Below are 24,049 nucleotides of genomic sequence, written 5' to 3' on the forward strand. Positions count from 1 at the left end.
GCCCGGCTGGTTCAGTAAGCTTTCTCGTCGAAGATCGGATCGATCTTTCCGCCCCATTCGCCGTGATAGCGGGCCAGCATTTCGTCGGCGGCGGTCACGCCGCTTTCGACGACGTCGTCAAGGCCGTCGAGGAAGTGCTCTTCGTTGCGGCCTTCCCAATCCTCGATGTTGCGGGCCTTGAGGCCCTGGCGCGCAATGGCGAGGGCGCGCAGGGCGATGTCGCGCACGCTTTCATTGCGGAACGGCGTTTTCAGGGCCTGCCGGCTGACGCTGTCGCGCAGGGCCTGGCGCTCGGCCTCGCTCCAGTCCTTGACCAGGTCCCAGGCCGCGTCGAGCGTGTCGTTGTTGTAGAGCAGGCCGACCCAGAAGGCCGAGAGTGCGGCAAGCTTGCCGGTTGGCCCGGCATCGGCGCCGCGCATTTCCAGATAGCGCTTCAGCCGCACTTCCGGGAACAGCGTGCCGAGATGGTTGGCCCAGTCCGACATGGTGGCGCGGACGCCCGGCAGTTGTGGCAGGGTGCCGGCCAGGAGGTCGCGGAACGAGGCGCCGGCCACGTCATGATAGACGTCGCCGCGCTTGACGAAATAAAGCGGCACGTCGAGGGCATAGTCGACATAGCGCTCGAAGCCCATGCCGTCCTCGAAGGCGAAGGGCAGCATGCCGGTGCGGTCGAGATCGGTGTGGCGCCACACTTCCGAGCGCAGCGACAGGAAGCCGTTGGGCCTGCCCTGCAGGAAGGGTGAATTGGCAAAGATGGCGGTGGCGATCGGCTGCAAGGCGAGCGAGACGCGCAGCTTCTTGACCATGTCGGCTTCTGAGGAGAAGTCGAGATTCACCTGCACCGTCGAGGTCCGGTACATCATGTCGAGACCCATCACGCCGACCTTGGGCATGTAGTTCGTCATGATCTCGTAGCGGCGCTTGGGCATGCGCGGTGTCTCTTCCCGCGTCCATACCGGCGACATGCCGAGGCCCAGGAAGCGGATGCCGAGCGGGCCGCCGATCTCGCGCACCTGGGCGAGATGGGCGTGGATTTCCGAACAGGTCTGATGGATCGAGTTCAGGGGCGCGCCGGAGAGTTCGAACTGGCCGCCGGGTTCCAGTGAAATGGCACCGCCGCCGGTGATGTCGAGCATGCCGATGATATGCTCGCCTTCCATGATCGGTTCCCAGCCGAGCATGGCCTGCAGGCCCTCGAGCAGCGCACGGATACCGTTGGGGCCTTCATAGGGAACCGGCTGGTGCGTGCCGGCCCGGAAGGGAAACTTCTCGTGTTCCGTACCGATGCGGAACTGGGACGGAGGTTTAACGCCCTTTTCGATCCAGGCGACGAGTTCGTCGCGCGAGCCAATGGGAGTTGAATCGATTACGTCGCGGGCCATGCGGGCAGAACCTTACAAAACGGCCCGGACCATAGACAGTGCCATCCGGGAAAACAATCAGGCGCCGACACAAGATCGCGTCAAAAGTGTGAGGGGAAAAGGAGAAGGCAAGTCCCGCCCCCTCCTGCCGCGGCCGGTGCCATGTCTCAGCGCCAGTCTCCACGAGCGGCCTGCACCAGAGCAAGGGCCGCCACCGCCGCCGTGTCGGCGCGCAGGATGCGGGGGCCGAGCGAGAGGCGGGTATGGGACGATATCCGGCCGATCGCACTGCGCTCGATATCGTCGAAGCCGCCTTCCGGGCCGATCAGCACGGCCAGCGGCCCCCTGGGAACGCTGGCGAGCGCCTCGAGCGGGCTGGCGATCGCGGCGCTCTCGTCGCAGAAGATCAGGTGCACGCCGGGATCCCAGACCTCGGCAAGGCGCATGAGGTTCTGTTCAGGCCTGATCTCGGGCACGGAAATCACGCCGCATTGCTCGGCCGCCTCGATGGCGTTCGCCCGCATGCGCTCGAGATTGACCCGGGAGACCTGGGTGCGACGCGTGATCACCGGCTCGATGGTGCCGACGCCCATCTCCACCGCCTTCTGCACCATGTAGTCGAGCCTTGCATGCTTGAGCGGCGCGAACAGCCAGCGCAGCGTCGGCATCGGGGTCTGGGGCCGGGTCTGTTCCTCGACTTCCAGGCCGATGCGCTTGCCTTCATGGGCGACCGCGGCAGCGAATTCGCCGTCCGCGCCGTTGAAGACCAGGATGCGGGCGCCCGCCTTCAGGCGCAGGACATTGCCCAGATAGTTCTGCTGCGTCTTGTCGAGCGCGACGGGCTGTCCTTCGCCGAGCGGCGCATCGACGAAAAGCCGGACGGAAAGAAAATCATAGGCGGCCATGTACCGGGTCTTTTTTCTCTAGAGCAAAGCGCGTCCGCGCATGAACGCTCGTTTGCTGCAATTCTTTGTTTCGAAGCGTCTTTGCGGTTACTGCCATCACGTTCGAATTACAAAACACACCACAAAAACAGGGGGCGGACGTGCCATCAAGCTGCCCCGAACTTGCGAGATCAATAGTTCCTCTGTATCGAGAGTGTCACCACCAATCTTGCGGATGTCCTCATGTTGCGTCTCGTTTCGATTTCCCTCGTCGCCGGCACCTTGCTGGCTGCAGCGCCCGTCGCAGCGCAGGAGTCGGCGCCGATCGGCAATCAGTTCTGCAACAAGGACCTGCAGCCGATGATCGATCGCCGGACGAAGATCGCGACCGCTTTGCAGGCGATCAACAAGCGCGGCCGGCCCAAGACCTTCGAGCAGGCCAAGAAGACATTCAACGAGTTCTGCGGCAGCCTCTCCTCCTATATCGAGAATGACAAGAAGATGTTGGACTACATGCAGTCCAACAAGGAATTCTGCTCGATCACGGACGAGAACATCAAGCAGATCACGGCCGACCTGACCCAGACTCAGAAGACCAAGGCCAAGATCTGCTCCCATCCGCCGCGCCAGCAGGCCGCTCCGCAGCCCGGTCGTGGCGGCGGGGGGGGGCCCGCTGCGCCCAAGCCGCCCGTCAATCTGCGCCTGCAGTAAGGGGAGAGCGCCGGCATGGGGCCGCTTCCCGCCGAGGCTGGTCCAACCGGGCTGGCGAACAAGGTGGCCGACGCCCCTACCGGCAATTGGGTCGACCGCTATGCGCCGGCTGCCTGGCGGCCTTTTCTGCGCCTGTCGCGCGCCGATCGTCCGATTGGCGGCTGGCTCCTGATGTGGCCCTGCTGGTGGTCGGCGGCACTTGCAGCCCTCCACCACGGCACCGTTGCCCAGACGCTCTGGCATCTTGCCCTGTTCCTGATCGGCGCTTTCATCATGCGCGGTGCCGGCTGCACGCTCAACGACCTCGTGGATCGCGACATCGATGACAAGGTCGAGCGTACGCGCTCGCGGCCGATCCCGTCCGGGCAGGTCACCGCCCTTGCTGCCGCGGCCTGGCTGGCAGCCCAGGCCCTGGCCGGCCTTGGCATCTTGCTGCAGTTCAACCTTTTCGCCGTGCTGCTGGGCATTTCCTCACTGGCGGTGGTGGCTGTCTATCCCTTCATGAAGCGGATCACCTCCTGGCCGCAGGCCGTTCTCGGTCTTGCCTTTTCCTGGGGTGCGCTGATGGGCTGGGCGGGCGCTGCGGCAGGGCTGGCTCTGCCGGCGCTGTTGCTGTTCGCCGGATCGGTGCTGTGGGTGATCGCCTATGACACCATCTATGCCTGCCAGGACAAGGAGGACGATGCGATCGTCGGCGTACGCTCGACGGCGCTGCTGTTCGGCGACAAGGCCCGCGGTGCGGTCGGTGTCTTCTACGCCGGCGCCGTGGTGCTGATCGGGCTGGCCCTGGCAGCCAACGGCGCCGGCCTGCTGTCCTATCTCGGCCTCATCGGTTTTGCGTTTCATCTCGCCCAGCAGGTCGTGCGCTTCGATCATCGCGACGGTACGCTGTGCCTGAACCTGTTTCGCTCCAACCGCGATGCCGGTGCCATCCTGTTTGCCGGCCTGATGGCGGATTGCCTCTGGAACTGGCTCTGAAGCGGCCGTCAAGCCATCATCGCCGGCAGGGCCGCAGCCAGGGCATCGACCGTCACGCGCACCTTCCGCGGCAGATGCGGCGTTTCCAGCCATAGCGCATAGGCATCGTAGAGATAGTCCGGCTGATCCGGCAGGAGCTTGACCAGTATCCCGGCCTCGAGGCGCTCGCGGACCAGCCAGGAGGGCAGCCAGGCCAACCCCATGCCGGCCGCCGCCGTGTCGGCGATGGCGGCGAGATCGTCCAGCCGCAACCAGCCGTTCGGCATGAATTCCCGCGGCTGTCCCTGCGCCGCCGGGAAAAGCCAGGGGCGGATCCGGCCTGAGCGGCGATAGATGACGCAGGCATGACCGGCGAGGTCCTCGACCTGTAGGGGCGTGCCATGATCGGTGAGGTAGGAGGGGGCGGCACACAGGATCATGCGCTGGCGCGCGACACGGCGCGCGATGATGCCGGCCCTGTCGTCGAGCATGCCGGTGCGGATCGCCAGATCGCAACCGTTCTCGGCAAGGTCGATGATGGGATCGCCCAGCGACAGATCGAATTCGAGGGCAGGATGCCGTTGCGCGAGTTCCAGCAGGACCGGCATGACGCAGTGGCGGCCGAACAGGGCTGGCATGGCCACCCGCAATCTGCCCCGTGGTTCGGACAACTGGTCCGCCGCGAGCGCGTCCGCGGCCTCGGCCTCCGCGAGCACGATGCGGCAACGCTCGTAATAGGCCCGGCCGAAATCGGTCAGACTATGGCGGCGGGTGGTCCGGTTGAGCAGGCGGACGCCGAGGCGCTCTTCCAGGAAGCGGACATGCTTGCCCACCATCGGCCCCGACAGATCGAGGGCGGCCGCCGCCGCGGCGAAGGAGCCGAGATCGACGGCCCTGACGAAGACGGCCATGCTTTCGAGGCGATCCATTATTCAAAACCAATGGTTTCTTCTGCTCTGCCAGAACCATCATTTATCGCGAAAACTCGTTGACGCATAGCTTATTCAGTTCAATTGATTAGGAGTTGCGTCGATGTCTCGCGTCATTCGCTTCCATCGGCATGGCGGCCCGGAGGTCCTGCTCATCGAGGAGGCAGAGCTTCCTTTGCCGGGTCGGGGCGAGATCCGTATCCAGGTCAAGGCACTGGGGCTCAACCGGGCGGAAGCCTTGCTGCGCAAGGGCAGCTATATCGAGACGCCGGGCCTGCCGTCGGGACTTGGCCTGGAGGCAGCGGGCGTGGTCGAAAGCATGGGTGCCGGTGTCGACGGTTTCTCGCTCGGCGATGCCGTCAGCATCATACCGCCGCAATCGATGGTACGCTGGCCGGCCTATGGCGAGTTGGCAACCTTTCCTGCCGACCTCCTCGTCAAGCATCCGTCGTCACTCGGCTGGGTCGATGCCGCAGCGCTCTGGATGCCATATCTCACCGCCTATGGGGCCTTGATCGACATTGCCGGGCTCCGGCCGGGGGAGTTCGTGGCGATCACGGCTGCCTCGAGCAGCGTGGGGCTGGCGGCGATCCAGATCGCCAACCATGTCGGCGCCCGGCCGATTGCGATCACGCGGACTTCCGCCAAACGGCAAGCCTTGCTGGCTCAGGGGGCCGGCGACGTCCTTGCGGCCGAGGAGGAAGATCTCGAAGCGCGCCTGAAGGCGATCGCCGGGCCGCAAGGGGTGAGGGTGATGTTCGATGCGATCGGCGGTCCGCTCTTCGTACCGCTCACGGCCGCCATGGCGCGCGGCGGCATGCTGATCGAATATGGCGGCCTGAGCAACGAACCGACGCCTTTTCCGCTGTTCACGGTGTTGAGCAAGAGCCTGACGCTGCGTGGCTATCTCGTCCACGAGATCACGGGCGATCCCGCGCGCCTGGGAGCTGCCAAGGGCTTCATCCTCGATGGGGTGCAGAAAGGTGCGCTTCGCCCCGTGATCGCCAGGACCTTCGCCTTCGACGAGATCGTCGAGGCTCATCGCTTCCTGGAGAGCAACCTGCAGCTCGGCAAGGTCGTGGTGACATTGTGAGCGATTTGCCCCGGTTCCGGTCGGAACGTGGTTCTGTCCGGAACCGGGATGCTGATTTCCGAAGTGTTCAGTGCTCCTGCAGCTGTTCGGCGAAGCGGATCAGATTGCCGTGGCAATCCGTGATCGAGAATTCGCGCGTCCCCCAGGGTTTGGCCTCGAGATGACCCTTGCGGTGCACGATGTTGAGCGCGTTGAAATGCTCGTAGAGTGTCGCGATGCCGGTGACTTCCAGCCAGCAGCTGGTCGCCTGCGGTACCCGGCGGTTGCCTGTCAGCCAGAAGCTGAGGCGCACGCCGTCTCGATGCAGGAGCAGGAAGGAAATGTCGCTGTGCAGCACCTCGAAGCCGAGCTTCTGGTAGAACTGCGTGGTCTCCTCGAAGCTGAGCGAGGCAAGGGTTGGGATGGCGCCGGTGAGGCGTGCGGTCACGGCCTGGTTCATGAGGTCGCCACCTTTTCCAGGATGCCGCGCCAGGCTGCCTGTTGAACGGCAGTGGCACCATCGTCGGCGTGCAGCCGTGCGGCCTCGCCGCCCGAGGCAAGGTGCAGCACCAGGCTCGGCCTGTCGCCGGGCTCGACGCTGCCGCCCGACAAGGGCTTCTCGTTGAGGTGCCAGTCGAAGCCGGGGTCGAGCACGTTCAGCCAGGGTCCCATCCTGACGATCCTCACCAGCGGCCCGCGATGGCTCTGCCTGACGCCGTGATTGGCGACTTCCAGCCTGACCGGAATGGCTTCGGCGGCTACGGCCTCCAGCACGGTCTGCAGGTCGACGGGCTTGCCGGCCGGGGCGGCATCGGCTGCCGCCGCGGCAGGCCGGGAGAAGGAGATGGGCTGCACGTCTTCAGGCCAGGCAAGGTCGGCCAGGAGACGCTCGAAAGCGGCATGATCGGCCCTGTCACGGGCGTAGATCTTCCAGAGCGCGCCGCCTGCCGCATCGAACAACTGGATGCTGCGCAACGGTCCCTTGGGGTTGGCATCCTCTACATAGAAGGCATGCGCAACCGTTGATGGTATTAAGGTAAGGTCAAATCCTGCGCCGGTGAAACGAATCTCGCCATCGGATTCGACGCCAGCAGGAAAGGTCACATCCTTTTCGTGCACGGCCGACTCGTTGCGGATGAGTGACATGACGGTACCCAGGTGCGGCAAGGCAGCGCAGAGCGCGTCGATCCGGACGGCCAGGCGTTTCACACCTTCGTCGATCCGGGTCTCCAGCAGGGCGGCTTCCGAAACCCCCAATTGCGCCGCGGCATCGCGAATGCGCAATCCGGACTGACTTTCCCGGAGAGACTGCCACCGTTGTTTTAACTCGCTCATTTCCCTTCTTTCCTTCGGTTCTGATCGGCGCAAAATAGAAAAATTCAAAACTGGACGTCAGAAGGAATTATGCAGTTTAGAATAAAGAAAAACTGCGCAAATTATGCTAATAAAATCAAGCATTAATTCCTTGACACGTCCTGTTTGCTGCCGCAAATCGCTCAAAATTGTATGAAACGGCGTCTGCTTCTACAAGATAAATTATCTGCAGCGCAGTTTTGAATAATTATACGTTGCGGAGCCGAGATGGTCAGGTCGAATTACATGCGCAGTCGCAGCCTTGCGACAGTAGCTGCTCTTGCCTTGCTGGCGGGAAGCGTGACGCTGGCGCGCGCCCAGCAGGCTCCTGCCGGCCAGGCTGCCGCGGCCGACGAGCCGGTGGTGCTCGATACCGTAACGGTAACGGCGACCAAGACTTCGGAGAAGCTGATCGACACGCTGGGTGGTGTCAGCCAGATCACCCAGGCAGAGATCGACCGGGCCCAGCCCGCTTCGGTTTCGGATCTGTTGAAGACGGTGCCGGGCGTCGCCACGCAGGTGAGTTCGAACGACCCGATGCAGTCGATCAACATTCGCGGCCTGCAGGATTTTGGCCGCGTCAACGTGCTGGTCGACGGTGCGCGGCAGGACTACCAAATCTCCGGCCATGGCGCGAATGGCAGCTTCTATCTCGAGCCGGAGTTCATCGACAATATCGACATCGTGCGCGGGCCGATCTCCAATCTCTACGGCTCGGGCGCTATCGGCGGCGTGGCCTCCTTCACCACCCGCGGCATCGATTCCATCCTGACTCCGGACCAGAACTGGGGCGTGGAGCAGAAGGTCGGCGTGTCCTCCAATGGTCTTGGCGCCTTCACCTCGACCTCGGCAGGCATGCGCTTCGGCACGGTCGCCGACATCTATGGCCAGTTCATCTATCGCGGCGCCGGCGACTATCGCGACGGCGCCGGCGATCGCGTTCGTGACAGCAACAGAGACAATTTTGGTGGCTTGCTGAAGTTCAATTATCACCCTGGTGATGGGCAGACGATCAGCTTGAGTGCCCTAAGTCAGAAGTTTGATTTTACAAACAATGGTACAAGTAGAGAAGGATCACGCTTTCGGAACGACGTGAATACGTCGACTCTCACGGCAGGGTATAAATTCGAAAGCCCGGACAATCCCTGGATTAATTTCAACGCGAAAGTCTATTACTCGGAAACCGAGAACGAGCAGACTTTGATACGCCCGGACGAAACCTATGCGGGCCTTGGTGCGAAGCCGGGTGATAAAATCAACGACCGCATCGGAACTGTTGGTTTCGACATATACAATACCTCGCGCTTTTCGACAGGCGTGATTGATCATACCCTGACCTATGGCGGAGATGCTGCATTCGACAAGGTCAAGGTTCACGATCAGGCGGGCGGCTATGTCTCAGCATTCACGCCGTCTGGCGACAGGCGACTGCTCGGCGCTTATATTCAAGATGAAATGCGTTATAGCGACTGGCTGCGTGTGCAGGCTGGCTTACGTTACGACGACTACAAGTTGGAAGGCGGGAGATACAATTCGAGTGGCTCGCATTGGTCACCGAAACTTACTATCGGTGTAACACCGATCAAGGGCATCGAGCTCTATGGTACTTATGCGGAAGGTTATCGCGCACCATCTCTTTCGGAGACGTTGATTTCCGGAGTGCACCCGTTCCCAGCCTTCTTTATTTTGCCAAACCCCAATCTGCGGCCGGAAGTCGGGCGGAATATCGAGGCGGGTGCCAATATAAAGTATGACAATGTCTTTCGCGGGGGTGACAATTTCCGAGCCAAGATCACGGGCTTCGTGAACAATGTCGACAACTACATCGATACCGCAAATGTCGGAAATGCCTATTTCGTTCCCGGTGTTCCTGGCGCTCCTCCTGGAATTTGCTCGACTGTCCCTCCATTCGGACCCCCATATTTTTGTTTCCCAATTCGGTCGCTGCAATATGTGAACATCGCTAAGGCGCGCCTGATGGGTGTCGAACTGGAGGCGGCATATGATTGGGGCGGCGGCTTCGTCTCGATTGCGGGCTCGCATACCAATGGCAAGAACACGTCCACCGACCTGCCGCTCAACACCGTGGCGCCCAACAAGGTCAGCGGCACCGTGGGCCTGCGCTTTCTGGATGACCGCCTGACGATCGGTTCACGCGTCACCCTGGTCGGAGCGACGTCCCGCAAGGTGGACGAGCCCAGCGGGGGCTATGGCCTGGTCGACGTCTTCGCCAGCTACAGATACAGCGACAATGTCAGCGCCAGCCTGGCGGTCGATAACATCTTCGACCGCCGCTACAAGGCGTTCCTCAATTCCGATTACTCCACCGGCCTGGCGGCGAAGTTCGCGCTCACCGTCAAGCTCGCAGGCAAGTGAGGGGGCGGTGATGGGAAATTCCGAACTCAATCGTCGTGGTATCCTAGGTGGAGCCCTGGCCGGTGCGTTCGCCTTGCTGGCCCTGCCGTCCGTCGCGCGCGCCGAAGGCATCCAGCGCGTGGTCTGTGCCGGCGCGGATGTCACCGAGATCGTGGCCAGGCTGGCCGGCGTCTCGGTCATCCAGGGCGTCGATTCCACATCCAAGGCCCCGGCCGAGGTGACCAAGCTGCCATCCATCGGCTATCTCAGGCAGATCTCGGTGGAAGGCATCCTCTCCCTCAAGCCGGACCTCCTGATCGCCAATCGCGATCTGGGACCGCCGACGGCGGTGGAGCAGTTGCGCAGCACGGGACTGCGCATCGAGATCGTCTCCTTCCCCCTGAACGGGGAGGGCATGGCGGCCAAGATCAAGCATGTCGGCGCCTTGCTCGGCCGCGAGAAGGATGCCGAGGCGCTGGCTGCGACGGTAAGTGCCACCATGGTTGATGTCGCCAAGCGCCTTGACGGCATCACCAGCCATCCCAAGATCGGCTTCATCCGCTCCATCGACGGCGGCACGCCGATGGCGGGCGGCAAGATGGGGCTGGTCGATGCCACTTACGCCCTGGCCGGCGGCGCCAATGCCTTCGGCGATTTCCCCTTGTTCAAGCCAGTGTCGCGCGAGGTGCTCGCTGCCACGCCGCCGGATTTCGTCCTGGCCGACAGCGCGGTCGTTGCCAATACGGGCGGGGCGACGGCCTTTCTCGATCAATTGGGACTGACCTCGGCCTTTGCCGGCAAGCCCGACCGGCTGGTCGAGACCGACCTTTCCACGCTGTTCAGTTTCGGACCGTCGGCGGCCACGCAGATCCAGTCGCTGGCGCGGCGCCTGCATCCGGATCGGTTCTCGGGGTAGGATGATGAGTCTGGTGCAAGTCACACCGCGAAGCCTTGCCCAAGGCCTCTCGCCGCACCGGCGGGAGGCTTTGGTGCAGGCTGGCCTCGCGCTGCTGCTGGCGGCGGTCCTGGCCATGGGCCTCAGCTTCGGCGGCGTGCGCATTCCGGTCTCGACCTGGTTCTCGACGGCGACGGGTAGCTGGGATCTCTATTCGGGTATCCTGGTCAACATTCGCCTGCCGCGCGTGCTGCTGGGCATGCTGGTCGGAGCCGGCCTTGCCATGTCCGGGGCCGGTATGCAGGCCCTGTTCCGCAACCCCCTGGCCGATCCCGGGCTGACGGGGGCGGCGTCCGGCGGCATCCTCGCCGTGGTCGCCGGCATCGTCTTGCTGGAGCATGTCGGTGGCACCGGCGGCCTCGGCAGCTATGCGCTGCCCGCCGCGGCAGCGGCGGCCTGTGGCCTGTCCACGGTGATCACCTATCGCATCGCGCGCGATCGCGACGGCCATGTCAGCATCGCCAATCTCCTGCTGGCGGGCATCGGCATCAACGCTTTGGCCATGGCCCTGATCGGCCTGTTCATCACCATCGCCGACGACGCCCAGCTCCGCTCGATCCAGTTCTGGATGATGGGTTCGCTTTCGGGTGCCAACTGGATCGCCGTGCTGGCGGCGGGCGTGGCGCTCGCAATTGCGGCCGTGCTGCTCGCACAACAGGCGCGTGGGCTCGACGCCTTCACGCTCGGCGAAAGCGAGGCCTTTCTTTCGGGCGTCGACACCGTCCATCTCAAGCGCATGGTGATCGCGGCGACAGCCCTGGCGATCGGCGCGGCCGTCGCCTTTACCGGCCTGATCGGTTTCGTCGGCCTGATCGCACCCCATTGCGTGCGCCTGCTGGGCGGGCAACGCTACCGCTTCGTACTGCCGGCCTCGGCCCTGCTGGGAGCTGCACTGGTGGTGGCGGCCGATACGGTGGCCCGGGTCGCGATCACGCCGGCTGAGCTGCCGATCGGTCTCGTCACCAGCCTGATCGGCGGGCCGGTCTTCATCGCCATTCTGAAGAAGGCCCAGCGCGCATGAGCCTTCAATTCGGCAATCTTCAAGTCCGCGATCTCCAAGTCCGCGATCTCAAGGTCGAGCGCAATGGCCGCCCGGTGCTGCACGACATCTCGTTCGCAGCGGTATCAGGCCGCGTTCTCATCGTGATGGGGCCGAACGGTGCCGGCAAGACGACCTTGCTCGCCGCGATCGGCGGAGCCATCAAACCGGCCAGCGGCGGGGTCGACTTCGGCGGGGTCCCGCTCACGGGCCTGCGCCCGGCTGCGATGGCGGCTCAACGTGCCTATATGGCGCAGCATTTCGATTGTCCCTTTGCCTACAGCGTCGAGGACATCGTGGCCCTGGGCCGGCTTTGCCATGCCGGTACGCCGCGCGCCGCGCGGGACAAGGCAGCGATTGCGGCAGCGCTTGCCAGCGCCGATCTCGCAGCCCTGGCCCGCCGACCCGTTACCATGCTCTCGGGCGGCGAACGCCAGCGCGTGGCCTTCGCCAAGGCCGCGGCGCAGATCTTCGACCGCAGCCAGGCAGGCGAGCCGCATCTCGTCATCCTGGACGAGCCGGTGTCCAGCCTCGATCCCGAACACCAGCACCGCCTGCTCGGCCAGGCCCGGCAACTGGCCAAGCAGGGCGCGACCGTGGTGGTCACCCTGCACGACCTGACGCTGGCCTCGATCTATGGTGACGATGCGCTGGTGCTCGATCGCGGCCGCATTGCGGCGCAGGGCGCCATGGCTGAAACCCTTACCCCTTCCCTCATCGAGCGTGTCTTCAAGGTGCGTGTGGGTACCGCCATCCAGGATGGCGGCCCCAGCATCATGCACGCCGTTCCACAGGACCAAGCCGCATGACGAAATTGTCCCGCTTCGCTGCCGTACTGGCACCCGCGACGATGCTTTTCCTGGCACCCCTGCCGGCCCTGGCTGCCGATGTGTCGATCGACCTCAACAAGCTCGAGACCCAGAACGGTAATTGCCGGCTGACCATGGTGCTGGTGAACGGACGCGCGGAAGCGGCGCAGAGCCTGCGTGCCGATCTGGTGATGTTTGGAGCGGACGGCGTGGTCGCCAAGCGGCTGGCCGTCGATCTCGCCCCGATCCCGGCCAACAAGACCATCGTCAAGGCTTTCGACGTCGCCGGGCTCGCCTGCGAGGGCATCGGCAGCATCCTGCTCAACGACGTGCCGAGCTGCCAGTTCACCAATGGCAAGGCAGGGGCTCCTTCCTGCCTCGAGGCGGTCAGTGTCAGTTCGAAGGCCGGACCTAAATTTTTCAAGTGAGGCCGAATTCTTCAATTGAGGCTTGGTTCAAACAGGCGTCGAAACAAAGAGTGAGAGCGAGAGTGCCATGACCGAAACCGCCACGCATTTTTCCTTCGTGAATATGCTGCTCAACGCCGATCCGGTGGTGAAGGCCGTCATGCTGATCCTTGTGATCTCCTCGGTCTTGTCCTGGGGCCTGAGCTTCGAGACGGTGAGGCGGCAGGCGAAGCTGCGTCGGCTGCTGAAAGCCGCAACGGCCAAGGGCCTCGGCGCGGCGCCGGCCGTAGGGCAGGCCTTGCATGCGCAGGGCGAGCAATCGGCCGGGCTTGCCGTGCCCGGCGAAACCGGCGGCGAATATCGAGCCCGGATCGAGCGAGCCATGCGCGAGGCGGCCGGCGGGCTGGTCGGCGCCAGCGATGCCGGTCTGTCGATCCTCGCCACCATTGCCGCCGTGACGCCCTTCATCGGGCTGTTCGGCACGGTGTGGGGCGTGATGAACTCCTTCTCCGCCATTGCCGGCGCCAACGACACCTCGCTGGCCACCGTTGCTCCGGGCATTGCCGAAGCGCTGTTCACCACGGCGCTCGGCCTGGTTGCGGCCATTCCCGCTCTGATCGCCTATAATCGATTGTCGCAAGGCATGGCCGGCCTCGGCCGCTTGTTCGAGCAGGTCCTGCGCCGCGAAGCGGAAACCATGGCGGCCCGCCGCGGAACGTCCGCCAAGGCCATTGGCTTCAGGGAGGCGGCAGAATGAGCTTCTCCCTCCACGAGCCCGAAGGCGGCGAAGCGTCTGGCTATGGGTCTTGGGCGCCCAAGGCCGTTTCAGACATCAATGTGACGCCCTTCGTCGACGTGATGCTGGTGCTGCTCATCGTCTTCATGGTGACGGCGCCCATGCTGGCGGCCGGCGTCAAGGTCGATCTGCCCAAGGCGAGCGGCGTGGCGGCGATGTCGCCCACCAAGGAGCCGCTGGTGGTTTCCATCAAGGCGGATGGCTCGCTCTATATCGGGCAGGACGCCCGCAGCGGCGAGGCTTTCGATGCCGATATCCGTGCCCGTCTCGCCGCCGATCCCAAGGTGATGGCGCATATCCGCGCCGACGCCAGCGTGCCCTATGAGAAGGTGCTGGATCTGATGGCCGATCTCAGCCGCAACGGCGTGAGCCAACTTGCCTTCATCGGCAAGGCCGACAAGGCGGCTGCCCAGCCATGACGTCGGCCGACATCTTCAGGGATTGGCGGGTCGGCATGATCGCGGGAGCGGCGCTCCTGCATCTGACGGCGTTCGCCGGTGCCTGGGTGATGGTGCCGCATGACGGCGTGGAAACGCGCTTGAATCGCCCGATCGAGGCATCGCTGATGCCAGCGCCTTCGAATGATGCCGTAAACGAGGTAAGTTCGCCGCTGTCGCAGGAGGTCGTCTCGCCGGTAGCCGAGAGCGAGGCGCTGACCGAGGATACCGTCACCGAGATATCGCCCGATGCGGTCGCCGCCGAGCCCGCGGCGCCTCACGAGCAAAGCGCGGAATCCCCGCCCGTACAGGTGGCCGAAGAGGCTCTCCCGACGCCTGTCGAGCCGGACAGGATGGCAGCGCTGGTGCCTGACGTCGTCACCACAACGTCGACGCAGCCCAGCGCGACCGTTGCAACCGTTCCCGACACTGTGCGGAGCGAGACGGTGACGGAGCCGAAAAAGCCGATGATCGAGAAGCCCATTCCGGAAAAGCCCAAGAAAAAGGTTGAGAAGCCTAAAGAGCAACCCTTGAAGACGAAGGCGGTCGAAACGCCGGTCAAGGATAAGCCGGAGGTCAAGCGATTGGCCAAGCTCGATACGACCACGCAGACTCGCCATGCGCAGAAAGGCGGAGAGGGGGCGATGTCGGACATCGGTGTCGCCGACAGTGCCCGAACCAATGGTGCTGCGGTGAAAAAATACAATGCCATTCTTGTCGCGGCCGTGAATAGTCGCGTGAGGGCCATGGGCGGAATCGCGTGCCAAGGTGGCAGGCGTGCCAATGTTGGCTTCAATGTCTCCGCATCGGGTAGCGTTGGCAGCGTACGTCTCAGCAGCCCGTCGGGGGACTCTGCACTGGACAGAGCCGCGCTGGCGGCCGTCCGCGGAATATCGCCGCCGCCTCCACCGGGAGGCGCCGTTTCGCGCATCGTCCCCGTTCAATGTCCAAGATCCTAACAACGAAAGGAACCACCCATGTTCATCGCCATGAACCGCTTCCAGGTGAAGAAGGAATCCACCGCGGATTTCGAGACCGTCTGGCGCGATCGTGAAGTGCATATCGACAAGCTGCCCGGCTTCGTCTCCTTCCACCTGCTGCGCGGGCCGGAGCGGGAGGACCATGTCCTGTATTCCTCGCATGTGGTCTGGCGGTCCAAGGCCGATTTCGAGGCCTGGACTCAGTCGGAGGCTTTCCGCCTGTCGCATCGTAATGCCGGCAAGGGCCCGGCGCTGACGCTCGGCCACCCCGTCTTCGAAGGTTTCGAGGTCTTGCAGACTTTGGATGCGCCGACTGAGAGCAAGGCGGCCTGATCATCACGCATTTCCCCCCGCTACGAGGGGAATGACGGGCGGGTTTCGGCCTCGTCCTCCCGGGAGAAGGCGACCTCCAGCTTCCGGGGAGACCAGGGCAGGAACCCGCCCGTTTTCTATGCACTGCCTTGTGAGAGATGCTCGTCTGGCATCGCAGGCATCTCAGTGACATGCTTGCATGTCGCGATTGCCTGCTCTTCTTCTCAAACGGTCGAAGTGCTCTAAAGGCAGGCAGGGATGTGATCCCAGAAGTAGCGATTCCTCTCACAGCACCGTCCGCTTGAGGATCTCCGCCGTCTCGGCGTTGGCGGGGTAGAAACATTCCAGCGCCAGCTCCGACAGGGTGATGTCGACGGGCGTGCCGAACACGGTGGTGGTGGAGAAGAAGCACATCAGGCCCTGCGGTGTCCTGAGCTCGAAGGGCACGACGATGCCGCCGAGATCGGCGCGGGGCTTGCTGCGCGAAGCCGGAACCGGATAGGCGGAAAGTTCCTCGAGGAGACGAGCGAGGATCTCGTCGCCGCTGACGGCGATCTGCTGGCGCAGGCGCTCGAGCAGATGATCGCGCCATTCGGGCAGATTGGCGGTGTGGGGCGCGAGACCGCCGGGATGCAGGCCGAGGCGCAGCACATTGACCGGCGGCTCCAGCAGGCTCTTGTCGGCAACTCCGACCAACAAGGGTGCGATCGCCTTGTTGGCGGCGACCAGCGTCCAATGGCGGTCGACCGCAAGGGCGGGGTAGGGCTCATGCCCGCCGATCACCAGGTCGATCGCCTCGCGGGCCGGGGCGAGGGCCGGATCATCCAGCCCGCGCTCTTGATAGACCGGTGCGTAACCGGCCGCGAGCAGCAGGGCATTGCGCTCGCGCAGCGGCACTTCCAGCCTCTCGGCCAGATGCAGCACCATCTCGCGGCTTGGCTTGGAACGGCCGCTTTCCATGAAGCTGAGATGGCGCTGGGAGATTTCCGCCTCCAGCGCGAAATCGAGCTGGCTCATGCGGCGATGCTGGCGCCAGGCGCGCAGATGGTCGCCGACTCCCCGGGGGGCCCTCGCCTGCGGCGAGCCGCCCGGTCGGCGGGCGACCTGGATGCTGCCACGGGCGCTCATGCCGCTGCCGGGACCTGGTCGAGGAAGCCATTCACTTCGCGCAGCCGCCCCTGGTCGAGCCGGGCGAAGTCGGTGCCTTTGATCGGCCCATCGGCGCCTTCCGGACCGAGCTGCCAGGAGAAGCGGATCTGATCGCCATGGCCGTCCGCCTCGCCGATCAGGGAGAAGAGAAAATCGGGGAAGCGCTGCTGCACGGCTGCGATCAGGCCATCGATCTCGTCATGGCCCTGGCCGCGCATCAGCGGGTCGACATAGAGGGCGTCATGCGTCCAGGAGGCATCCAGCAGGGCGCGCCGGCGCCCAGGATCGGTCTCGTTCCAGGTGGCGATATAGATACGGGCAATGGTGGCGGGATCGGTCATCGACATGTTCCTATTGGCAGGCCTGATTGCTTCAGGCCCGCTCAGCATGGCCGGGAGAAGGGGGCGTCTCAATTACGCGCCAGGTAATCAAGGCGGTCTTTCTGGACGAATCTTTCCGAAGGCACATTATCGTCGTTGTCGACATGTCCTGGCCTTCCGGTCGCGCCTGTTTACAAGGTTGCAGGAAACACGGAGTGTCAGCCTCTGGCTGACATCTTGTTTCCTTTCTTCAAGATGTCAGCCAGAGGCTGACACTCCAAATCCGCTTTCATGAAAACCGCAAGCGGCGACAGGGATGTTTCGGTCGGCAGGCCGCAATTTCGTGAGCGGAGAACACTGTGTCCCTCGATCCACCGCCCGCCGGCCTTGTCAGCGAACGTCTTCTGCTCAGGTCCTTCACACCCGATGACGCCGACGAGATCTTTGCCTGCATCACGCCGAGCCTGACGCGTTTCATGGCATGGGAGCCTTTGCCGTCACGCGAGGCCTTTGCCTCGATCTGGCGCAATTGGGAGACCTTGGCCGAGGTGGGCAGCGATCACATTTTCGTCGTCCGCCGGCGGGATGGACTGTTTCTCGGCCTGGCAGGGCTGCATCGGGCCGCGAGCAAGACGCCGGAACTCGGTATCTGGATCCGGGAAGACGAACATGGGCGCGGCTATGGCCGTGAGGCTGTCGCTGCGATTGCCGACTGGGCGTCCGAGGACCCGGCCGTGCGATATTTCGAATATCCCGTCGCAGAGGCGAATCTGGCAAGCCGCCGGATTGCCGAGGGCCTGGGTGGAATCCCGGCGGCCGAGCGGCGTGACAGGAAATATACCGCCGTGATTTATCACGTGCCGCGGCGACGCCGCTGACACGCCTTGCGTGGCCAACCGCTCAGAACCCATGGTTCTCGCTTGCACGTACTGGCCGGCTCGCCTAAATCCGAGCCATGATCGAGAAGGATGGGGCAGGGCGTATGGCCCGGGGGTTGAGTGCGGGCGAGGCGTTGCCTCTGCTGATCGAGGCTGTGAGGGAAGCGGGCGAGATCGGGCTCGGCTTTGCGCGCGAAGGGGCCCGTGTCTTCGACAAGGCCGACAAGTCGCCGGTCACCGAGGCCGATCTTGCCATCGATGCTCATCTGGCCAAGCGGCTGCGCCACGTCTCCAGCGCGGTCGGCTGGCTGTCGGAGGAAGCCGTCGACACCGCCGAGCGGCTGGACAAGCAGCAGGTCTGGGTGGTCGACCCCATCGACGGCACGCGCGGCTTCATCGCCGGCAACGGCGAATGGGTGATCTCGGCCGCGCTGGTCGAGGCCGGGCGTCCGCTGGCGGGCGTGCTCTTGCGTCCCAGCAATGGCGATCTCTATACGGGCGGTCGCGGCCTGGGCGCCTTCAAGAACGGCGTTGCGCTCAATGCCAGCCAAGGGGCTCTCGCTGCCATCCGCACGCTGGCGGGCCCCAAGCCGATGTTCGATCTGGCCCAACGCGCCTTGCCGCGGGTCGAGCGGGCCTCGTCGATGTCGTCCTTGGCCCTGCGCATCGCCATGGTGGCGGAGGGTAGCGTCGACGGCGCTTTCGCTTCGGGATCCTCGCATGATTGGGACATTGCCGCAGCCGATATCATTCTCAGCGAGGCCGGCGGGCTTCTCACTACCGTGGCCGGCAGGGACATCGTCTATAACCGCCCCGACCCCGTGCACCGGCCGCTCGTGATGGCTGGGCGGGAGCGTCAGGGCGCCCTGGTTGCCCTGTTCGAGGGCATGAACTGAGTTTTAGAGCAAAATGACTTTTCCCTGAATTGTCATTTTGATCTAACTATTTGTTTTAACGCGTTTTCTTGATCTAAGAGTCTGTCAGATTTTCCGGAAAACGCTATAGGAGCATGGGATGAGCGAACCTCAGAAACAATTGCTGCATCTGGTCTTCGGCGGCGAGCTGAGCTCGATCGAAGGCGTGGAGTTCAAGGACCTTCAGGGCCTCGACATCGTCGGCATCTACCCGAATTATGCCAGCGCCCAGGCGGCCTGGAAGGCCAAGGCCCAGGCGAGCGTCGACAATGCCCAGATGCGCTATTTCATCGTGCATCTGCATCGCCTGCTCGATCCGACGACCGACACGACCAAGCGCTGATAACCATGGTCGATGATAGGCCCCTGGAATGATCAAGAATATCGGCCGATCCCGCTTCGTGCAGAAGGCCATCGGCGAGGGCCTCGCCGCATGGCTGAAGCTCGTGCACGGCACCAGCCGCTTTGCCGACAGTCCGGCCGATCTCTACGGGCCCATTCGCGACCAATATCCCTATATCGTGGCGATGTGGCACGGGCAGCATTTCCTGGTGCCCTTCATGCGCCGCGAGGGGCATGAGTTCCGCATCCTGATCTCGCGCCATGGCGACGGCGAGATCAACGCGGTTGCGGTGACGCGTCTGGGGCTCGGCCTGGTGCGCGGCTCGGGTGGCAGGCCCCAGCGCCAGCACCACAAGGGCGGTCCCGCGGCCCTGCGCGAGCTGGTGGCCACCCTGAAGGACGGCCAGTCGGTGGGCGTGACGGCGGACGTGCCGCGCACCGGCGGCGTGGCCGGGCTCGGCATCGTCACGCTTGCGCGCCTGTCGGGACGGCCGATCGTGCCGGTCGCCGTGGCGACCTCGAACATGATCCAGCTCTCGACCTGGGACAAGGCCGTGATCAACATGCCGTTTTCGCGCGGCGCCTTCGTGGTCGGTGATCTCGTGCATGTGCCCGAGGATGCCGACAAGGCGCTGATGGAGGCGAAGCGCCTGGAGGTCGAGAACGCCCTCGATGCGGCGCATCGCACCGCCTATGCCATGGTCGGGCGAACCTTCGTGAAGGCAGGTACGTGAGCACAGCGCTTCCCCTCAGCCTCAGGGCCTACCGGCTGGCGACGAGCTGCTTTCGTCCGTTCGCCGGCCTGTTGCTGGACAAGCGCCAGCGCCGCGGCAAGGAAGATGCTTCGCGCCGGTCCGAACGCCTTGGCATTGCCGGCCGGCCTCGGCCCGAGGGGCGGCTGGCCTGGCTGCATGGTGCCAGTGTCGGGGAAGCCATTACCCTGTTGCCGCTGGCTGCGCGCCTGGCGGCGGAAGGCTATCGTATCCTGATGACGACCGGCACCGTCACCTCGGCGGCCCTGATGGCGGAGCGCCTGCCGCCCGGGGCGATCCATCAGTTCGTGCCGCTCGATATTCCCGCCTATGTCAGGCGTTTCCTCGAGCACTGGCGGCCTGATCTCGTCTGTTTCCTGGAATCGGAACTCTGGCCGGGGATGATCGCCGAGATCAAGGCGGCGGGCATTCCCCTGGCGCTGGTCAATGGGCGGATGTCGCCGCGTTCCTTCGCGCGCTGGTGCCGCGTGCCGCGCACCAGCGCCGCGCTGCTCGGGCGCTTCGACCTCATTGCCGCACAGAGCGAGGATGACGGACGGCGCTTTGCCTCGCTCGGGGCACCGCGCGTCGTGGTCACCGGCAATCTCAAATTCGACGCACCGCTGCCGCCCGCCGATCCCGGCGTGCTCGAAGGTTTGCGGCAGGCGGTGGCGGGTCGCCCGCTCTGGCTCGCGGCGGTGACGCATGAGGGGGAGGAGGCTCTGGCGGGTGAGGTGCATGCCGCACAGAAGGACCGTTTTCCCGGCCTGTTGACGCTGATCGTGCCGCGGCATCCCGAACGTGGCGAGGCGATCGCCGCAGCCTTGCGGGAAAAGGGATTGAACGTCGCCCTGCGCTCGCGGGGCACTGCCCTGGAAGTGCGGCACGATGTCTATGTCGCAGACACGGTTGGGGAAATGGGCGTGTTCTATCGCCTAGCCCGCATCGTCTTCATGGGCAAGTCGCTGCTCGGCAAGGGCGGGCAGAATCCGATCGAACCGGTCAAGCTCGGCGCAGCCGTGCTGCATGGGCCCCATGTCCAGAACTTCGTCGAGGCTTATGGCGCGCTCGATGGCATGGGGGGGGCCGTGGTCGTGCACGGCTCGGCTGAGCTGTCCGGTGCCGTTGCGCGGCTGCTGGCCGAGCCGGCTGAGGTCGAGCGCGTCGCAGCCGGCGGCGCCAAGGCAATCGCGACGCTGACCGGGGCGCTGGAGCGGACGCTCATTGCCCTGCTACCGCTCGGGGCGGGGCGGCCATGAGCATGCGCATGAGCCTGAAGGCGCCGGCCTTCTGGTACCGACCGCGGGGCTGGCTGGCCCGCCTGCTCATGCCGCTGTCCCGTTTCTATGGCGGAAAGGTCGCGGCGCGTATGCGCCAGCCAGGCAGCCGGGCCGGCGTTCCCGTGGTCTGCACCGGCAATTTCACGCTTGGCGGCGCCGGCAAGACGCCGCTGGCGCTGGCGGTTGCCGATATCCTGATCGCGGCGGGCCAGCGCCCGGCCTTCCTCACCCGTGGCTATGGCGGCAGCGAGAAGGGGCCGCTGGTGGTCAAGCCCGACGCTGCCGCCGACAAGGTTGGCGACGAGGCTCTGCTGCTGGCGCGCAAGGCGCTGACGGTGAAGTCGATCGACCGGCCGGCCGGTGCGGCGCTGGCCATCGAGCAGGGGGCCAGCATCATCATCATGGATGATGGCTTCCAGAACCCCTCTCTCACCAAGGATTGCTCGATCATCGCCGTCGATGGCGAGACGGGCATCGGCAACGGCCTGGCCTTTCCGGCCGGCCCCTTGCGGGCCGATATCCATGACCAGATCGGCTTTGCTTCGGCGGTGGTGGTGATCGGGCCCGGCGATGCGGGAACGGCCGTCTATGATTTCGCCCGCGGCTCGAGTGTCGCCGTCTTCCGGGCCCGCATCGGCCTCGATCCGCAAGCCCCGTCTCTGCGCGGCAAGCGGGTGCTGGCCTTTGCCGGCATCGGTCGTCCCGAGAAGTTCTTCAAGACCCTGGCCGATATGGGGGCCATCATCGCCGCGACGGAGGTCTTCGCCGACCACCATGCCTTCAGTGAGGAGGAGGCGGCCAGGATCGCGGCGCGGGCACAGGCCGCGAAGCTCGTTCCGGTGACGACGACCAAGGATATGACCCGCCTCACAGGAGGCCCTGCGCGCATCGGCCTCGCCTCGATCAGCCAGACCGTGCCGATCCAGCTTTCCTTCGACGACGAGGAAGCAATGCACGATTTCCTGGTGAAGCGCTTCCGCCTGGCGGGGTGAGGACGCCTTGGAGCGCGGACATCCTGTCCGCTCTTGCTTGACTGCAAGCGCGCTGTTTCCAAGAGCGGACGAGACGTCCGCGCACCCGGATTCTCAGATCTCGCCGAGCCCTTTCAGCCGCTCCAGCACGGCCTCGCGGCTGGCATAGGCTTCCTGGCGGTCGACGTTCCAATAGCGCAACTCATCGATCGGGATATGCGTGCCGGTCACGGCGCAGCGCACGTAATTGCCCGGCTTGAGGATGCGGAAATCGGAATCGAGGTACTGGACCTGTGCTTCGCCGGGCAAAGTCATGCGGCTTTCGTGACGGTTCATGGAGGCGCTGGCCTATGTGTTGCTGATCTTGTCGAAACTATAACAGAGCCAATTCTAATCGTCGAACAGGCTCGGTTGCGGACCGGCCTGTCCGCTCTTCGGCTTGGCTTTCGCCACGCCTGGGGCCGGCGGGGGCGCACCCTTGCCCACGATGAAATGGCCATCGGCGAATTGCAGGTCGAGGCTCGCTGCGGCCTGGGCTGCCGCGACATTGCGTATGGGGCTGCCTTGCTCGTCGCGCACCAGGGCAAAGCCGCGCTGCAGCACGCCCTGGTAGGAATAGGCTTCCAAGAGCACGGCGAAGCGGTCGAGCCTTTCGCGCTGGGCCGATGTGCGCGCGGCCGCGGCCTGCAGCAGGCGGCCGGCGAGGCTCGACAGGCGCTCGCGCCCGGCCTCGCTGCGGCGGGACAGCAAGAGCGGGGTGAGCTGGCCGGCTCGGCCGGCAAAGGCCTCGCGCTTGCGGGCGAGGGCGATGCGCGCCGAAGCCTCCAGGCGTTCGGCGATGGCGTGGAAGCGGTCGCGGCTGCGGTCGAGCCGGTTGGCGGGGCTCTGCGTCAGCAGCCGGCGGGTGAGGGCATCGTAGCGCTGGTGGTGGCGGCGGGTGTTGAGCGTGAGCGCGTGCACCAGGCGGCCGGCGGCAAGGTCGAGTTTCTGGCGCGGAGTCGCGAGCAGGGCCTCGCCACTGGGCAGGGCCCGGCCGAGATTGCGCAGGTCCTGGCGCCGGCGCTCGATCATGCGTAGCGCATGGCCGGTGAGGCGGGCGCCGAGATCGTGCAGATTGGCGAAGAGGTCGGCCCTGACCGGGACGGCCATTTCGGCGGCACCGGTCGGCGTCGGGGCCCGGCGGTCGGCGACATGGTCGATCAGCGTCCAGTCGGTCTCATGGCCGACCGCCGAGATCAGCGGGATCGAGCACGCCGCGGCGGCGCGCACCACGACTTCCTCGTTGAACGACCACAGATCCTCCAGGCTGCCGCCGCCGCGCGCCACGATCAGCACGTCCGGGCGCGGGATCGGGCCGCCGGCCGGCAGGGCATCGAAGCCGGCGATGGCATTGGCGATCTCGGCGGCGGATGTCTCGCCCTGCACCCGCACCGGCCAGACGATGACCCGGCGCGGAAAGCGGTCGGTGATGCGATGCAGGATGTCGCGGATCACGGCGCCGGTCGGCGAGGTGACCACGCCGATTACCCGCGGCAGGAAGGGCAGGGGACGCTTGCGGCCCTCGTCGAACAGGCCTTCGGCCGCGAGCTTGCGGCGGCGCTCCTCCAGGAGCGCCATCAGCGCACCGAGGCCGGCCGGTTCGAGCCGGTCGATGATGATCTGGTAGGAGGACTTGCCGGGGAAGGTGGTCAGCCGGCCATGGGCGATCACCTCCATGCCCTCCTCGGGGCGCTGGCGCAGCCGGGCGAGATTGCCCTTCCAGATCACCGCATCGATCTTGGCGCCTTCGTCCTTGAGGGCGAAATAGGCGTGTCCCGACGCCACCGGGCCGCGATAGCCCGAGATCTCGCCCCGCACGCGCACATAGCCGAAGGCATCCTCCACGGTGCGCTTGAGGGCGCCGGAGAGCTCGGAGACGGACCATTCAGGGGCGTTGGAGGGCTGAGAATCAGGAGAATTGTCGGGCATGGCGGCCATCTTACATGGAGCGCGGACATCTTGTCCGCTCTTCGCTCTGAACGCTGGCGGTTCAAGAGCGGACATCGCGACATAAGCATGTCGCTGGGATGTCCGCGCTCCAAGGAAA

27 protein-coding genes are annotated in these 24,049 nt (G+C 64.8%); 18 read left to right on the forward strand and 9 right to left on the reverse strand.

Annotated features, from left to right (window positions below; genetic code table 11):
* Positions 1-11: 11 nt before the first annotated feature.
* Positions 12-1,382 (reverse strand): glutamate--cysteine ligase, encoded by a 1,371-nt coding sequence (locus QM672_RS02665; RefSeq protein WP_415080544.1) that lies wholly within the window; start codon positions 1,380-1,382, stop codon positions 12-14.
* 146 nt (positions 1,383-1,528) lie between these two features.
* Positions 1,529-2,266 carry a 16S rRNA (uracil(1498)-N(3))-methyltransferase gene (locus QM672_RS02670; protein ID WP_311943278.1) on the reverse strand — a complete coding sequence of 246 codons (738 nt, stop codon included), beginning with the start codon at positions 2,264-2,266 and terminating at the stop codon, positions 1,529-1,531.
* Positions 2,267-2,488: 222 nt separating this feature from the next.
* On the opposite strand from QM672_RS02670, the gene QM672_RS02675 reads away from it, so the two are divergent.
* Positions 2,489-2,956, forward strand: a complete 468-nt coding sequence (locus QM672_RS02675) for a hypothetical protein (RefSeq protein ID WP_311943275.1) — start codon at positions 2,489-2,491, stop codon at positions 2,954-2,956.
* A gap of 15 nt (positions 2,957-2,971) precedes the next feature.
* Complete coding sequence (gene ubiA, locus QM672_RS02680; RefSeq protein WP_415080545.1) at positions 2,972-3,934, forward strand: 4-hydroxybenzoate octaprenyltransferase; 963 nt, start codon at positions 2,972-2,974, stop codon at positions 3,932-3,934.
* An 8-nt stretch (positions 3,935-3,942) separates the two neighbouring features.
* Here the strand turns inward: ubiA and QM672_RS02685 are convergent, their stop codons facing one another.
* Positions 3,943-4,842, reverse strand: a complete 900-nt coding sequence (locus QM672_RS02685; protein WP_415080546.1) for a LysR family transcriptional regulator — start codon at positions 4,840-4,842, stop codon at positions 3,943-3,945.
* Between the two features lie 103 nt (positions 4,843-4,945).
* Here QM672_RS02685 and QM672_RS02690 point away from each other — a divergent pair, with 103 nt between their 5' ends.
* Positions 4,946-5,935, forward strand: coding sequence for a zinc-dependent alcohol dehydrogenase family protein (locus QM672_RS02690; RefSeq protein WP_415080547.1), 990 nt, complete (start codon positions 4,946-4,948; stop codon positions 5,933-5,935).
* Between the two features lie 67 nt (positions 5,936-6,002).
* Here the strand turns inward: QM672_RS02690 and QM672_RS02695 are convergent, their stop codons facing one another.
* Both QM672_RS02695 and QM672_RS02700 read right to left on the reverse strand, forming a co-directional pair.
* Positions 6,003-6,374: a bleomycin resistance protein gene (locus QM672_RS02695; RefSeq protein ID WP_311943268.1), complete on the reverse strand. Its 372-nt coding sequence runs from the start codon at positions 6,372-6,374 to the stop codon at positions 6,003-6,005.
* The gene (locus QM672_RS02700; RefSeq protein ID WP_415080548.1) at positions 6,371-7,198 is read right to left on the reverse strand and encodes a ChuX/HutX family heme-like substrate-binding protein; all 828 of its coding nucleotides are present in this window, start codon (positions 7,196-7,198) and stop codon (positions 6,371-6,373) included. The genes QM672_RS02695 and QM672_RS02700 overlap by 4 nt, the downstream gene beginning before the upstream one ends.
* A 315-nt stretch (positions 7,199-7,513) precedes the next feature.
* On the opposite strand from QM672_RS02700, the gene QM672_RS02705 reads away from it, so the two are divergent.
* From QM672_RS02705 to QM672_RS02745, 9 genes are all read left to right on the forward strand, one after another.
* Positions 7,514-9,643 carry a TonB-dependent hemoglobin/transferrin/lactoferrin family receptor gene (locus QM672_RS02705; RefSeq protein ID WP_311943264.1) on the forward strand — a complete coding sequence of 710 codons (2,130 nt, stop codon included), beginning with the start codon at positions 7,514-7,516 and terminating at the stop codon, positions 9,641-9,643.
* 10 nt (positions 9,644-9,653) lie between these two features.
* Positions 9,654-10,538, forward strand: coding sequence for a heme/hemin ABC transporter substrate-binding protein (locus QM672_RS02710; RefSeq protein ID WP_311943262.1), 885 nt, complete (start codon positions 9,654-9,656; stop codon positions 10,536-10,538).
* A 73-nt stretch (positions 10,539-10,611) separates the two neighbouring features.
* Positions 10,612-11,598, forward strand: coding sequence for an iron ABC transporter permease (locus QM672_RS02715; protein WP_311943261.1), 987 nt, complete (start codon positions 10,612-10,614; stop codon positions 11,596-11,598).
* Positions 11,595-12,425 carry an ATP-binding cassette domain-containing protein gene (locus QM672_RS02720; RefSeq protein WP_311943259.1) on the forward strand — a complete coding sequence of 277 codons (831 nt, stop codon included), beginning with the start codon at positions 11,595-11,597 and terminating at the stop codon, positions 12,423-12,425. Before QM672_RS02715 ends, QM672_RS02720 begins: the two co-directional genes overlap by 4 nt.
* Positions 12,422-12,853, forward strand: a complete 432-nt coding sequence (locus tag QM672_RS02725; RefSeq protein WP_415080549.1) for a hypothetical protein — start codon at positions 12,422-12,424, stop codon at positions 12,851-12,853. The genes QM672_RS02720 and QM672_RS02725 overlap by 4 nt, the downstream gene beginning before the upstream one ends.
* 67 nt (positions 12,854-12,920) lie before the next feature.
* Entirely contained in the window at positions 12,921-13,589 is a 669-nt protein-coding gene (locus QM672_RS02730; protein WP_394311761.1) for a MotA/TolQ/ExbB proton channel family protein, read from the forward strand.
* Positions 13,586-14,047, forward strand: coding sequence for an ExbD/TolR family protein (locus tag QM672_RS02735; protein ID WP_367626265.1), 462 nt, complete (start codon positions 13,586-13,588; stop codon positions 14,045-14,047). Before QM672_RS02730 ends, QM672_RS02735 begins: the two co-directional genes overlap by 4 nt.
* The gene (locus tag QM672_RS02740) at positions 14,044-15,024 is read left to right on the forward strand and encodes a TonB family protein (RefSeq protein WP_415080550.1); all 981 of its coding nucleotides are present in this window, start codon (positions 14,044-14,046) and stop codon (positions 15,022-15,024) included. The genes QM672_RS02735 and QM672_RS02740 overlap by 4 nt, the downstream gene beginning before the upstream one ends.
* Before the next feature lie 18 nt (positions 15,025-15,042).
* On the forward strand, positions 15,043-15,378 hold the full coding sequence (locus QM672_RS02745; RefSeq protein WP_149251786.1) for an antibiotic biosynthesis monooxygenase family protein: 336 nt from the start codon (positions 15,043-15,045) through the stop codon (positions 15,376-15,378).
* Between the two features lie 264 nt (positions 15,379-15,642).
* On the opposite strand, the gene QM672_RS02750 is transcribed toward QM672_RS02745, so the two are convergent.
* Together QM672_RS02750 and QM672_RS02755 are read right to left on the reverse strand one after the other, a co-directional pair.
* A complete protein-coding gene (locus tag QM672_RS02750; RefSeq protein WP_394311767.1) occupies positions 15,643-16,485 on the reverse strand; it encodes a helix-turn-helix domain-containing protein in 843 nt (280 codons plus the stop codon).
* The gene (locus QM672_RS02755) at positions 16,482-16,847 is read right to left on the reverse strand and encodes a nuclear transport factor 2 family protein (protein ID WP_415080551.1); all 366 of its coding nucleotides are present in this window, start codon (positions 16,845-16,847) and stop codon (positions 16,482-16,484) included. Before QM672_RS02755 ends, QM672_RS02750 begins: the two co-directional genes overlap by 4 nt.
* Before the next feature lie 338 nt (positions 16,848-17,185).
* On the opposite strand from QM672_RS02755, the gene QM672_RS02760 reads away from it, so the two are divergent.
* The 6 genes from QM672_RS02760 to lpxK all read left to right on the forward strand — a co-directional run bounded on the left by QM672_RS02760 (position 17,186) and on the right by lpxK (position 21,984).
* Positions 17,186-17,704, forward strand: a complete 519-nt coding sequence (locus QM672_RS02760) for a GNAT family N-acetyltransferase (protein WP_311943243.1) — start codon at positions 17,186-17,188, stop codon at positions 17,702-17,704.
* Between the two features lie 77 nt (positions 17,705-17,781).
* On the forward strand, positions 17,782-18,600 hold the full coding sequence (locus QM672_RS02765; protein ID WP_415080552.1) for a 3'(2'),5'-bisphosphate nucleotidase CysQ: 819 nt from the start codon (positions 17,782-17,784) through the stop codon (positions 18,598-18,600).
* Positions 18,601-18,718: 118 nt separating this feature from the next.
* Complete coding sequence (locus QM672_RS02770; protein ID WP_367626259.1) at positions 18,719-18,961, forward strand: DUF4170 domain-containing protein; 243 nt, start codon at positions 18,719-18,721, stop codon at positions 18,959-18,961.
* 28 nt (positions 18,962-18,989) lie between these two features.
* Entirely contained in the window at positions 18,990-19,694 is a 705-nt protein-coding gene (locus QM672_RS02775) for a lysophospholipid acyltransferase family protein (RefSeq protein ID WP_311943238.1), read from the forward strand.
* Entirely contained in the window at positions 19,691-20,971 is a 1,281-nt protein-coding gene (locus tag QM672_RS02780; RefSeq protein ID WP_415080553.1) for a 3-deoxy-D-manno-octulosonic acid transferase, read from the forward strand. The genes QM672_RS02775 and QM672_RS02780 overlap by 4 nt, the downstream gene beginning before the upstream one ends.
* A complete protein-coding gene (lpxK, locus tag QM672_RS02785) occupies positions 20,968-21,984 on the forward strand; it encodes a tetraacyldisaccharide 4'-kinase (RefSeq protein WP_415080554.1) in 1,017 nt (338 codons plus the stop codon). Before QM672_RS02780 ends, lpxK begins: the two co-directional genes overlap by 4 nt.
* Positions 21,985-22,077: 93 nt before the next feature.
* Here the strand turns inward: lpxK and QM672_RS02790 are convergent, their stop codons facing one another.
* Both QM672_RS02790 and xseA read right to left on the reverse strand, forming a co-directional pair.
* Positions 22,078-22,299, reverse strand: a complete 222-nt coding sequence (locus QM672_RS02790; RefSeq protein ID WP_105862435.1) for a DUF2093 domain-containing protein — start codon at positions 22,297-22,299, stop codon at positions 22,078-22,080.
* 54 nt (positions 22,300-22,353) lie between these two features.
* A complete protein-coding gene (gene xseA, locus QM672_RS02795; RefSeq protein ID WP_311943234.1) occupies positions 22,354-23,931 on the reverse strand; it encodes an exodeoxyribonuclease VII large subunit in 1,578 nt (525 codons plus the stop codon).
* Positions 23,932-24,049 lie beyond the last annotated feature (118 nt).

It is taken from the genome of Labrys sp. (in: a-proteobacteria) (genome assembly GCF_047605565.1).
GTDB classification, from domain to species: domain Bacteria; phylum Pseudomonadota; class Alphaproteobacteria; order Rhizobiales; family Labraceae; genus Labrys; species Labrys neptuniae.

Coding starts and splice junctions, on each gene's coding strand:
- QM672_RS02665 (WP_415080544.1), bottom strand. CDS start 1,382: ATGGCCCGCGACGTAATCGATTCAACTCCCATTGGCTCGCGCGACGAA.
- QM672_RS02670 (WP_311943278.1), bottom strand. CDS start 2,266: ATGGCCGCCTATGATTTTCTTTCCGTCCGGCTTTTCGTCGATGCGCCG.
- QM672_RS02675 (WP_311943275.1), top strand. CDS start 2,489: ATGTTGCGTCTCGTTTCGATTTCCCTCGTCGCCGGCACCTTGCTGGCT.
- ubiA (WP_415080545.1), top strand. CDS start 2,972: ATGGGGCCGCTTCCCGCCGAGGCTGGTCCAACCGGGCTGGCGAACAAG.
- QM672_RS02685 (WP_415080546.1), bottom strand. CDS start 4,842: ATGGATCGCCTCGAAAGCATGGCCGTCTTCGTCAGGGCCGTCGATCTC.
- QM672_RS02690 (WP_415080547.1), top strand. CDS start 4,946: ATGTCTCGCGTCATTCGCTTCCATCGGCATGGCGGCCCGGAGGTCCTG.
- QM672_RS02695 (WP_311943268.1), bottom strand. CDS start 6,374: ATGAACCAGGCCGTGACCGCACGCCTCACCGGCGCCATCCCAACCCTT.
- QM672_RS02705 (WP_311943264.1), top strand. CDS start 7,514: ATGCGCAGTCGCAGCCTTGCGACAGTAGCTGCTCTTGCCTTGCTGGCG.
- QM672_RS02710 (WP_311943262.1), top strand. CDS start 9,654: ATGGGAAATTCCGAACTCAATCGTCGTGGTATCCTAGGTGGAGCCCTG.
- QM672_RS02720 (WP_311943259.1), top strand. CDS start 11,595: ATGAGCCTTCAATTCGGCAATCTTCAAGTCCGCGATCTCCAAGTCCGC.
- QM672_RS02725 (WP_415080549.1), top strand. CDS start 12,422: ATGACGAAATTGTCCCGCTTCGCTGCCGTACTGGCACCCGCGACGATG.
- QM672_RS02730 (WP_394311761.1), top strand. CDS start 12,921: ATGACCGAAACCGCCACGCATTTTTCCTTCGTGAATATGCTGCTCAAC.
- QM672_RS02735 (WP_367626265.1), top strand. CDS start 13,586: ATGAGCTTCTCCCTCCACGAGCCCGAAGGCGGCGAAGCGTCTGGCTAT.
- QM672_RS02740 (WP_415080550.1), top strand. CDS start 14,044: ATGACGTCGGCCGACATCTTCAGGGATTGGCGGGTCGGCATGATCGCG.
- QM672_RS02745 (WP_149251786.1), top strand. CDS start 15,043: ATGTTCATCGCCATGAACCGCTTCCAGGTGAAGAAGGAATCCACCGCG.
- QM672_RS02750 (WP_394311767.1), bottom strand. CDS start 16,485: ATGAGCGCCCGTGGCAGCATCCAGGTCGCCCGCCGACCGGGCGGCTCG.
- QM672_RS02755 (WP_415080551.1), bottom strand. CDS start 16,847: ATGACCGATCCCGCCACCATTGCCCGTATCTATATCGCCACCTGGAAC.
- QM672_RS02765 (WP_415080552.1), top strand. CDS start 17,782: ATGATCGAGAAGGATGGGGCAGGGCGTATGGCCCGGGGGTTGAGTGCG.
- QM672_RS02770 (WP_367626259.1), top strand. CDS start 18,719: ATGAGCGAACCTCAGAAACAATTGCTGCATCTGGTCTTCGGCGGCGAG.
- QM672_RS02775 (WP_311943238.1), top strand. CDS start 18,990: ATGATCAAGAATATCGGCCGATCCCGCTTCGTGCAGAAGGCCATCGGC.
- lpxK (WP_415080554.1), top strand. CDS start 20,968: ATGAGCATGCGCATGAGCCTGAAGGCGCCGGCCTTCTGGTACCGACCG.
- QM672_RS02790 (WP_105862435.1), bottom strand. CDS start 22,299: ATGAACCGTCACGAAAGCCGCATGACTTTGCCCGGCGAAGCACAGGTC.
- xseA (WP_311943234.1), bottom strand. CDS start 23,931: ATGCCCGACAATTCTCCTGATTCTCAGCCCTCCAACGCCCCTGAATGG.